We start from the raw sequence: 11,186 nt of genomic DNA on the forward strand, positions 1-11,186 counted from the left end.
CGTGGTCGTGATGGCGTGACGGTCCGCGGACCGGAAACGGCGTGGGCGGGCACTCCCGTTCGGCGGAGGAAGGAAGACTGGCAATGGCATCGTTGCCGCAGGTTCACCAGCGAGGTGGACAGGATGAGGCGTCAGAAGGACAAGCCGCGCCTTCGAGTGCGCCGGTGTCGCTCGTTCAGGAAATCTCGGCTCTGTGGGAGGAGTGCCTCGGCGGTCGCGAGGTCGGGGCGGAAGACGACTTCTTCACGCTCGGCGGCAATTCACTCGTCGGAATCAACATCATTGAGCGGGTGCTGCAGGATTACGGCGTCAAGCTCTCCGTGCGCGACTTCTACCTTGCGGGTACCCCGGCCATGGTCGCCGAGCTGATAGAGCAGGGGAGGGCCGGGACGTGAGGCTGACGCCGGGTCCCGCGTGCGACATCGACCTCGCCGACATCGACCTGTTCGACCTGGACCTCTACACCTCGGGCGATCCGCACCCCGTCTGGGACGTGATGCGGGCGAAGGCGCCCCTGCACCACCAAGTCCTCCCGGACGGCCGGGAGTTCTGGTCGGTGACCCGCTATGAGGACGTCTGCCGCGTGCTCGGCGACCACCGGGAGTTCACCTCGGAGCGCGGCACGGTGGTCACCCACCTCGGGACGGACGACGTCGCGGCGGGAAAGCTGCTGACGTCCACCGACCCGCCGCGGCACACCGAGGTCCGCAGGCCGCTCGGCTCCAAGCTCACCGTCCGGACGGTGAAGTCCTGGGAGGACTCGATCCGGCGGTCGATCGTGCGCTTCCTCGAGCCGGCCCTGGACGGTGACACCTTCGACCTGGCCGAGCGGGCGCTGCTCCTCCCGGCGATCGTCACGGGCCCGCTGCTGGGGATCCCGGAGAAGGACTGGGAAGAACTCGTTGAGCTGACCGCGATGGTGACGGCTCCCTCGGACCCGCACTTCCAGCAGGGCAGCGAAGCCGCGACGCTGGCCATCTCCCACCACGAACTGGTCACCTACGTCACCGAATGGGTCAAGCGGCACCGGGCGACCGGAGGCGAGGACGACAGCCTGCTCAGCCACCTCATGAGCGTCCGCCCGGAAGGCGCCCCGCTGACCGACGAGGAGATCGCCCTCGACGGCTACAGCATTCTCCTGGGCGCCAACGTGACGACACCGCACACCGTCTCGGGCGCCGTGCACGCGCTCATCGAGCGGCCCGATCAGTTCGAGAAGGCGCAGGCCGACCCGACGCTGATCCCGAACCTGGCCGAGGAAGCGCTGCGCTGGACATCGCCCGCGTGCAACTTCATGCGGTACGCGGTGGACGACGTCCAGATCGGCGGGGGCACGATCCCGGCCCGTGGGGCGGTCGTTGCGTGGATCGGATCGGCCAACCGGGACGCCTCCCGGTTCACCGACCCGCACACGTTCGACATCACGCGGAGCAACGCGAAGCGCCACGTCGCGTTCGGGTTCGGGCCGCACTTCTGCATCGGCGCACCGCTGGCCCGGCTGACCCTGCGCGTCTTCTTCGAGGAACTGCTGCAGCGATTCGGATCGATCGAACTCGCCGGCGAACCGCAGCACCTGCGGTCGTACTTCATCGCCGGGATGACCCACCTGCCCGTCGTCGCCCAGAAACGAAAGACGCCATGACATCCGGCTCCCCCACCGTCATGTCGCCGTGGTTCGTCCGGCCGCCGTCCACCGACCACCCCGCCCGGATCTTCTGCTTTCCCTTCTCCGGGTCCGGGGCGTCGGCATTCAGCGCCTGGCCGACCGCCCTCGACGACATCGAGATCTGCCCGGTGCAGTTCCCCGGCCGCGAGAACCGGCTCGGCCATCCCCACTACGGCACCTACGAGAACCTCGCCGCCGGCCTGGTCGAATCCCTGGCGCCGCTGATCGAGGGGCCGTTCGCGTTCTTCGGGCACTGCGCGGGTGCGCTGCCCGCGTACGAGACCGTGCTGAGGCTCGCCGAACTCGGCCTGCCCACACCGGACTGCCTGTTCGTGTCGGGCCAGCCGGCGCCGCACGATGCCTCGCGCGACCGGATGCTCGCCATGACCGAGTCCGAACTGCGTGCCGAGGTCGAGTCGTTCGTCCGTGGCCGGGGGATCGAGCCGCGGACGGACGTGGTCGATCTGGGCCTCATGGTGCTGCTGCGTGATCACGCGGCCGCGGGTGCGTACCGGCGGGCCGAGCCGGTCGCGGTGGACTGCCCCATCGTCGTCCTGCACTGGCGGGACGACCCCGAGGTGAGCCTCGACGACCTGCAGGGCTGGCGCCGGTACGCGGATTCGGTCGAATTCCGGGTGGTCGACGGCGGTCACTACGACTTCATGGACGCACCGGACGAGTTGCGGATGTTGCTGACCCGTTGGCTGTGAGCGCAGTGCAGCCGCCCGTAAGAGCCGTACACCGAGGGAACCGGAGGGAACGCGCATGAGTGGCGCAGCCACCGATATTGCTGTCATCGGGATGTCGTGCCGCTTTCCCGGTGTGCACAACCTGGCGGAGTTCTGGCGCCTGTTGCTCGACGGGAAGTCCACCGTCGGAACGTTTCCCGAGCAGCGGGCGGCCGACGCGAACTCGAAATACATGTCCCACCCGGACGCCGCCACCTTGAACTCGGGTTCGTTCTTCGACTCCATCGACGGATTCGACGCCGGGTTCTTCGCAACGGGGCCGGCGGAAGCGGCCGCCATGGACCCTGCGCAGAGGCTGGGGTTGGAGCTCGCCTGGGAGGCCGTCGAGGACGCCCGCATCCCGGCGACCGAGCTCGCGGGCCGCGAGATCGATGTCGTGGTCGGCGCCGCGCCCTCCGGGTACGAACTGCTGCGCAAGCTGTCAGGCAGCGACCAGGACGACCACTACGCCGCGCTCGGCTCCAGCGGTGCGCTGATTGCGAACCGGATCTCGAGCCTGTTCGACGTCCGCGGCATGAGCTTCTGCGCGGACTCGGGCCAGTCCTCCTCACTCGTGTCGTTGGCGCTGACGTGTGAACGGATACGCAGCGGCGCGGTCGACATGGCGATCGCGGGCGGCGTGGAGCTGATCGTCGATCCGGAAGCGGGCGGCGCTCTGGCGAATCTGGGCGCCCTCTCGCCCGACGGCCGCTGCTTCCCCTTCGACGAACGGGCAGGCGGCTTCATCCGGGGAGAGGGCGGGGCGTTCGTCCTGCTGAAGCGGCTCGACCTCGCCGTCGCCGACGGTGATCACATCTACGCGGTGGTGCGCGGCTGGGGCGTAGGCAGCGGTGGCGCGTCCTCCCGGATGCCGGACCCCAGCCCCGGCGGGCAGGCGGCAGCCGCACTGTCCGCTCTGAAGTGCGCGGCCGTTGCGTTCGACGACGTCGACTACGTCGAGGCCCACGGCACCGGCACACGGCTCGGCGATCCGGCCGAGATAGCCGGTCTGCGCAAGGTGTTCCGGGAAACCGGCCGCAGCCGCCCCCTGACGATCGGCTCGGTGAAGGCGAACGTCGGGCACCTGGAGCCGGCCGCGGGGATCGTCGGATTCGTGAAGACCGCGCTCTGCGTGGACCGCGCCCACCTGGTCCCGAATCCCAACTTCCGCTCCGCGAACCCGGCCATTACCGACTTTCAGGACGACTTCGAAGTCCTTCGGGCCGCGCGGCCCTGGCCGAGCGAGCCGGGCCGGCCGCGGCGGGCAGGGGTGTCGTCGATCGGGATGGGCGGCACCAACGCGCACGTGATCCTCGAACAGGCCCCCGAAGCGCGGACGGAACTCCGTGCCGAAGCTGAGGACCCGCGCTCCGCGGGCGCCTTCGGGGTGGTGCCGTGGGTGCTGTCGGCACGCTCGGAGCCGGCTCTGCGGGAGCAGGCGGCGCGGCTGCGGGACCGCGTGGCCGCGGACGCGTCGCTGTCGGCGAGCGACGTGGGGCACTCGCTGGTGTCGACGCGATCGTTGTTCGAGCACCGGGCGGTGCTGCTGAGCAGTGATCGTGCGCAGGCGCTGGCTGGTCTGGACACGGTGGCGGCGGGCGGGACTTCGGCGCGGGTGGTTCGAGGGGTGACCGCGGGGCCGGTGGGCCCGGTCGTCTTCGTGTTCCCGGGGCAGGGGTCGCAGTGGATTGGTATGGGGAGGCAGTTGTACGCGGAGTCGGAGGTTTTCGCGCGCTCGATCGATGAGTGCGCGCGTGCGCTGGCGCCGTGGGTGTCCTGGCCGTTGGTCGACACCGTGTGCGGGGGGCCGGAGGCCGCGGACCTGGATCGGGTGGAGGTCGTCCAGCCGGTGCTGTGGGCCGTGATGGTGTCGCTGGCGGCGGTGTGGCGTTCGCTGGGGATGACACCGGATGCGGTGATCGGTCACTCCCAGGGCGAGATCGCCGCGGCCTGTGCCGCGGGCGTTCTGACCCTGTCGGACGGGGCCAAGATCGTGGCCCTGCGCTCTCGCATGCTGGCCACGGTCGCCGGGCAGGGCAGCATGGCGGGGATCCTGCTGCCCGAGGCGCGGGTGCGGGAGCTGCTGGGGCGGTGGGGGTCACGAGTCGTGATCGCTGCGGTCAACGGACCGAACTCGACGACGGTCTCGGGTGAGGCCTCGGCGGTGAGGGAGCTGGTCGCGGCCTGTGAATCCGACGGCGCTCGCGCACGGTTGATCCCGTCGAGCGTTCCCGGGCACTCGCCGCTGATGGACCGGTTCGAGGACCGGCTTCCGCAGGAGCTGGGCCGCATCACACCCGTGCCCTCGCCGGTTGCGGTCTACTCGACGGTGACCGGCGGGCTGATCGACCCCGCGGAGCTGGACACGGCCTACTGGTACCGCAACCTGCGGGAACCGGTCCGGTTCGAAGCCGCCATGAGGCGCATCGTCGAACACCTGACACGTGAGCGTGCCGGCTTGTTCGTGGAAGTCAGTCCGCACCCCCTGCTCGCGGTGGCGATCGAGGAGATCGCCGACACGCAGGCGGCCTCGTCGGTGGTGGTGGGCACCCTGCACAAGGAGGACGGGAGCGCGAGCAAGGTCCTGGCGTCACTGGCCGAACTGCATGTGCGTGGTGTGCCGGTGGACTGGGCAGCGATGCTCGCCGCGGACCGGCCGCGCCGGATCGACCTGCCGACCTACGCCTTCCAGCGGCAGCGGTACTGGCTGACGGCACCCCATGACACCGCCACCAGAGCGGCGGACCTGGGTTCGCAGTCATCGGTCCTCACGCTTGTGTGCGCCGAAGCGGCGGCGCTGCTGAGCGTGAAGGTCGCGGGTGTGACGGGCGCCGATCTCGAGGCGAGGCCGACCGAGACGTTCAAGGACCTGGGCTTCGACTCCTCGATGGCAGTGGGGCTGCGCAACCGGCTCACCGCGGCGGCCGGAGTGCGGCTGCCGGCCACCGTCGCGTTCACCTACCCCACCGCCCAGACACTCGCTCGCCACATCTTCTCCCTCCTGGAGCCGGAGACAACCGACGCCCCGGCACCGGTGGAGGAAACGAGCTTGGAAAGCAGCAGTGATGACGATCTGTACGCACTGATCGACCGCGGATACGTCTAGCCGCACCCGTTCTTCTTAGCAACCATGGGGGAGGCCCAGGTGGAGGAAGTCGACAAGCTCCGGTCCTACTTGCGACGCGCCGTCGGCGACGCGCAGGAGCTGCGCGAGCGCGTGCGCGAGCTGGAGGAGTCCGCTCGCGAGCCCATCGCGGTCGTGGGTGTGGGGTGTCGCTTCCCGGGCGGGGCGACGTCCCCCGAGGGGCTGTGGTCGATCGTGGCCGACGGTGTGGACGCCATGAGCGCCTTCCCGCAGGACCGCGGGTGGGACGTGGAGGCGGTGTACGACCCGGATCCCGAGGCGCACGGGAAGACGTACACGCGCTCGGGCGGGTTCCTGCCCGATCTCGCTGAGTTCGACGCGGGGTTCTTCGGTATCAGTCCACGCGAGGCGTTGGCGATGGATCCCCAGCAGCGGCAGATGCTGGAGACGTCGTGGGAAGCGCTGGAACGGGCGGGTATCGACCCGGCCGGGCTGCGGGGTTCGGCGACCGGGGTGTTCACGGGGATCTACGGCGTCGACTACGGCCCGCGAATGGGCGGCGCGGCCGGCGAAACGGAGGGCTTCGCACTCACGGGGACACACACCAGCGTGGCCTCGGGCCGGGTGGCGTACACGCTGGGTCTGCAGGGCCCGGCGGTGTCGACCGACACCGCGTGCTCCTCGTCGCTCGTCGCCGTCCACCAGGCCGTGCGGTCCCTGCGTTCCGGGGAGTGCACGTTGGCGTTGGCCGGCGGGGTGGCGGCACTGCCGACTCCAGGTCTGCTCGTGGAGCTCGGCCGGCAGCGGGGTCTGTCGGCGGACGGGCGGTGCAAGGCGTTCGCGGACGCGGCGGACGGTACCGGTTTCTCCGAGGGCGTCGGGGTGCTGGTCCTTGAGCGGCTCTCGGACGCGCGGCGCCATGGGCGCCGGATCTGGGCGGTGATCCGCGGCTCGGCCATCAACCAGGACGGGGCGTCCAACGGTTTGAGCGCGCCGAACGAACTGGCGCAGCAGCGGGTGATCCGGGCGGCGCTGGCCGATGCCGGGCTGCAGGCGAGCGATGTGGACGCGGTGGAGGCGCACGGCACCGGCACGAAGCTGGGCGACCCCATCGAGGCGGAAGCGCTGCTGGCCACCTACGGGCAGGAGCGGGAGCCGGGCAGACCGCTGTGGCTGGGGTCGCTGAAGTCGAACATCGGGCACACCCAGGCGGCCGCGGGTGTCGGCGCCGTCATCAAGATGATCATGGCGATGCGTCACGGGGTGCTGCCGAAGACGTTGCACGTGGACCGTCCCTCGACGCACGTGGACTGGTCGGCCGGGGCGGTGAAGCTGCTGACCGAGGCCAGGCAATGGACCAGCGCACCGGGACGGCCCCGGCGGGCAGGCATCTCCGCTTTCGGGATCAGCGGCACCAACGGGCACCTGATCCTCGAGCAGGCACCCGAGGAGGAGACGGCGCCCCAGGGGGAGGAGGCCCCGGCGCGCGAAGCCGTGGACTTCGCCGCCGGCCAGGTGTCCACCGGCGCCCCGGGCCCGGTGCCGTGGGTGCTGTCGGCGCGGTCCGAGCAGGCGCTGCGGGAGCAGGCGCAGCGGCTGCGGGACAGCGTGGCCGCGGACGCGGACCTGCCGCTCGCGGGCGTGGGGTACTCGCTGGTGACGACGCGATCGCTGTTCGAGCACCGCCAGGTGGTGATCGGCGCCGACCGCAACGAACTCCTCGCCGCCCTGGCCGCTGTCGCCGCGGGTGACGGGAGCGGCCTTGCCGACGAGGTGTCCGGCGTCGCGAAGCCGGTGGACAAGACGGTGTTCGTGTTCCCCGGCCAGGGGGCGCAGTGGGTCGAGATGGGGAGGGAGCTGTGCGACTCCTCCCCGGTGTTCGCGGGGCGGATGAGGGAGTGTGCCGAGGCGCTGTCGCCGTACGTCGACTGGTCCCTCTTCGACGTGCTCGGGGACGCCGAGGCGTTGGAGCGGGTGGATGTCGTGCAGCCCGTGCTGTGGGCTGTGATGGTGTCGTTGGCCGCGGTGTGGCGCTCGTACGGGGTGCAGCCCGCCGCTGTCGTGGGCCACTCGCAGGGAGAGATCGCTGCCGCGTGTGTCGCGGGTGCCCTGTCGATCGAGGACGCCGCGAAGGTGGTCGCGCTCCGGTCGAAGGCGATCCTCGCGCTGTCGGGGCGCGGGGGCATGGCGTCGGTGGCGCTGCCGGCGGAGGAGGTGCGTGCGCGCCTGACGGACGGGCTGTCCGTCGCGGTGGTCAACGGGCCCTCGTCCGTTGTGGTGTCGGGTGATGTGGCCGAGCTGGACGCGTGGCTGGCCGCCTGTGAAGCGGACGAGGTGCGGGCCCGCCGTGTTCCGGTGGACTACGCCTCGCACTGCGCTCATGTGGAGGCGATCCGCGAGGAACTGGGCCGTGTACTGGGGGGACTTGAGCCGCGTACGGCCGAGGTGCCGTTCTTCTCGACGGTGACGGCCGACTGGCTGGACACGAAGGGATTGAACGCCGAGTACTGGTACACCAACCTGCGCCGCACGGTCCGCTTCGAGGAGGCGACCCGGGCTCTGGCCGAGCAGGGCTTCCGGTGCTTCATCGAGGCGTCGGCCCACCCGATACTGACGGTCGGCGTGGAAGAGACCCTGGACAGCGCGGGTGTCGAGGCCGCTGTCGTGGGCACGCTGCGCCGCGGCGAGGGCGGCCTCGCGCGGTTCTGGCAGTCGGCGGCCGAGGCCTTCCGCGCGGGCGTCGCAGTGTCGTGGGAGGCGGCGTTCCCGGGCTGGGAGGGCCGGTGGGTCGAGTTGCCCACGTACGCCTTCCAGCGGCAGCGCTACTGGCTGAACACGCCCAACGAGACCACCACCGCGAGCACGTCGGACCACCCGCTGCTCGATGCCGTGATCGATCTGCCCGATGACGCAGAGCGCGGCGCAGTGGCGGGCCGCGGGCGCCTGTCGCTGGAGCGCCACCCGTGGCTCGCCGACCATGTGGTCCACGGCGCCGTCCTGGTGCCGGCAGCGGTGCTGGCGGAGCTCGCGGTGTGGGCGGCCAACCAGGTGGGGTGCGACGTCGTCGAGGAGCTCACCCTGGAAACACCGCTGGTGCTGTCCCGGACGGCCGATCGCGAGATCCGCGTCGTAGTCGACGGCAAGCGCGTGGTCAGCGTGTACTCACGGGGTGAGGGCGAAGGCGAGTGGACGTGCAACGCCGTCGGGGTCGTCGGGTCCCGCGTCGAGGGAACCCGCGCGGAGGAAGACCTTGCCGCGTGGCCTCCCGCGGGCGCGGTCAGCGTGCCCTTCGAGGACGAGTACGCCAGACTCTCCGCCCTCGGGTTCAGCCACGGCCCCCTGCTGCGCGGTCTGAAGGAGGTCTGGCGCCAGGGCGACGCCTTGTTCGCGGAGGTGGAGCTGCCCCCGCTCGACGGCGCGGGCCAAGGCCGGTTCCAGATCCACCCCGCGTTGCTCCACGCCGCGTTGCTCCCCATCGGCCTCGGGCAGATCGTCGACAACTCCCGGCCCGAAGGCTGGCTGCCCTTCCGCTGCACGGGCATCCGCGTGCTCTGCGCCGAGCCGACCGCGCTGCGTGTGCGTCTCGCGCCCGCCGGGGAGAACGCGCTGTCCGTGACTCTCGCGGACCAGAACGGAACACCTGTCGGCGGCGTCGAATCGCTGAGCCTGCGCCCCGCTGACGCCGAGAAACTGACCGAGCTGAGCTTCGACCACCAGGACTCGCTCTTCCGGGTGGACTGGGTTCCCCTCGCGGCCCCGCCCGGTCGGGCCACCGGCCGGTACGCGGTGCTGGGTGGGGGCACCTCCGACGTCCCGGAGGCAATGGGGGAGCCCGACGCACCCGCCGCGTCCCCGGGACAGGGCGAAGCGGTCTTCGCCGACCTCGAGGAACTCGCCGCTCTTGACGGGGAGATACCGCCAGTCGTCATCGCCCGCGTCGAGCGGGCAGCCCGTGACGGCGGCGACGGCGGTGACACACCCGCCGCCGTCGAGCGGAACCTCCACCGCGTGCTGCGGTGGACGCAGGACTGGCTTCGCGAGGACCGGTTCTCCGACTCACGCCTGGTCATCGTGACGCGGGAGGCGTTCCACGACGACCAGATTCCCCACCCCGACCCCGCGGCGGCCGCGATCTGGGGATTCGTGCGCACCGCGCAGACCGAGAACCCGGGCCGGTTCACGCTCGTGGACACGGACGGCCGGCCCGGTTCGTGGGCCCTCGTCCCGGCGGCGGCCGAGACCGGAGAAGCCCAGCTCAAGATCCGGGCCGGCACGGTGACCACTCCCCAACTGGCGCCCGCCCGCGGTGCGTCCCCCGATCCTGGGTCCTTCGAGGGGGCGACCGACGTGCCCGCTCTCGGGTCCGGGACGGTGCTGATCACGGGAGGTACCAGCGGCCTGGGCGCGATGCTGGCCCGGCACCTCGTCCAGCGGCACGGTGTGCGCCGACTGGTGCTGACCAGCAGGCGGGGGCAGGCGGCCCCGGCCGCGGCAGCGCTGCGGGCGGAACTGACCGAGGCCGGGGCGCACACCGACGTCGTGGCCTGCGACGTGACGAGCCGTGGCGCCGTCGCCGAACTGATCGCCGCGGTGCCGTCCGAGCATCCGTTGACGGCGGTGATCCACTGTGCGGGCGTGCTGGACGACGGGGTCGTCGAGGCGCTGACCGAGGACCGCGTGGACGCGGTGCTCGCGCCGAAGGTGCGCGGAGCCTGGCACCTGCACGAGCTGACCCGGCATCTGGACCTGTCCGCATTCGTGCTGTTCTCCTCGATCGCGAGTGTGCTCGGGACGGCGGGACAGGCCAACTACGCGGCGGCCAACGCGTTCCTCAACGGCCTCGCAGGGGCCCGCCGGGCCGTGGGACTGCCGGCCGGCTCGCTGTGCTGGGGCTTTTGGGCCGAACGCAGCGAGATGGTCGCCGACATCGGCGACGCGGACGTCGTACGCCTGCAGCGGCAGGGCGTGCAGCCGATGTCGTCGCGGGAGGGGCTCGCGCTCTTCGACGCGGCGATCGCGCTGGACGAGCCGGTGCTGGTGCCCGCGCGGCTGAACCTCCCGGCTCCGGGCGCGCCGCAGGCCGACCACCTGGGTTCGCCACTCCTGCGCGGTCTGACCGGGACGCCTGCCGGACCCGGCGGTCCGGGGAGCCGGGAGTCCACCGACAGCGGACTCGCGCAGCAGCTCAGGAAGCTGCCGCCGGCCGACGCGGAGGCGGTGCTGCTCGATGCCGTCAGGACGCAGACCGCGATCGTCCTCGGCCATGCCGACACAGGGCGGATCGGTGCCGCTGCGACGTTCAAGACACTGGGGATCGATTCGCTCACGGCGCTGCAACTGAGGAACAAGCTGGCGGCGCTGACCGGCCTGAAGCTGCCCGCCACGCTCGTGTTCGACCATCCGAACCCGAGCACCCTCGCGCAGTTCCTCAACGCGAGCATCACCCCCGACTCCGGTGCTGACCCGGAATCTCCGGCCGATCACCTGGTCAAGGAGATCGAAGCGCTGGGCGCCCGGCTGGAGGACGGGTTCCTCGAACTCCCGGCGGAGGACAGGACCACCATTTCCACTCTGCTCGGTGAGCTGCAGGGCCGAGTCCGTTCGATGGCGAGCGCCGGAGCATCGGCCGGCATCGCCGACCAGATCGGTTCGGCCTCCGCGGGAGAGCTTCTCGCGCTTCTGGACAAAGAGCTCGGCTAGGGGAAAG

General features: G+C 71.1%; 5 protein-coding genes. All 5 read left to right on the forward strand.

Features of this window, described 5'->3' with window-relative positions; all coding sequences use genetic code 11:
- Window positions 1-83: 83 nt before the first annotated feature.
- From EDD92_RS49145 to EDD92_RS49165, 5 genes are read left to right on the forward strand one after another with little or no spacing between them, the layout of a single operon-like run.
- Window positions 84-395: a phosphopantetheine-binding protein gene (locus tag EDD92_RS49145; protein ID WP_123970986.1), complete on the forward strand. Its 312-nt coding sequence runs from the start codon at window positions 84-86 to the stop codon at window positions 393-395.
- Window positions 392-1,642 (forward strand): cytochrome P450, encoded by a 1,251-nt coding sequence (locus EDD92_RS49150; protein ID WP_123970987.1) that lies wholly within the window; start codon window positions 392-394, stop codon window positions 1,640-1,642. Before EDD92_RS49145 ends, EDD92_RS49150 begins: the two co-directional genes overlap by 4 nt.
- Window positions 1,639-2,376: a thioesterase II family protein gene (locus EDD92_RS49155; protein ID WP_123970988.1), complete on the forward strand. Its 738-nt coding sequence runs from the start codon at window positions 1,639-1,641 to the stop codon at window positions 2,374-2,376. Before EDD92_RS49150 ends, EDD92_RS49155 begins: the two co-directional genes overlap by 4 nt.
- Window positions 2,377-2,431: 55 nt before the next feature.
- A complete protein-coding gene (locus tag EDD92_RS49160; RefSeq protein ID WP_123970989.1) occupies window positions 2,432-5,500 on the forward strand; it encodes a type I polyketide synthase in 3,069 nt (1,022 codons plus the stop codon).
- A gap of 39 nt (window positions 5,501-5,539) precedes the next feature.
- Window positions 5,540-11,179, forward strand: a complete 5,640-nt coding sequence (locus tag EDD92_RS49165) for a type I polyketide synthase (protein ID WP_399185654.1) — start codon at window positions 5,540-5,542, stop codon at window positions 11,177-11,179.
- The last annotated feature ends 7 nt before the right edge of the window (window positions 11,180-11,186 follow it).

Source organism: Streptomyces sp. TLI_185 (genome assembly GCF_003814765.1).
GTDB lineage: Bacteria > Actinomycetota > Actinomycetes > Streptomycetales > Streptomycetaceae > Streptomyces.

Coding starts and splice junctions, on each gene's coding strand:
- EDD92_RS49145 (WP_123970986.1), top strand. CDS start 84: ATGGCATCGTTGCCGCAGGTTCACCAGCGAGGTGGACAGGATGAGGCG.
- EDD92_RS49155 (WP_123970988.1), top strand. CDS start 1,639: ATGACATCCGGCTCCCCCACCGTCATGTCGCCGTGGTTCGTCCGGCCG.
- EDD92_RS49160 (WP_123970989.1), top strand. CDS start 2,432: ATGAGTGGCGCAGCCACCGATATTGCTGTCATCGGGATGTCGTGCCGC.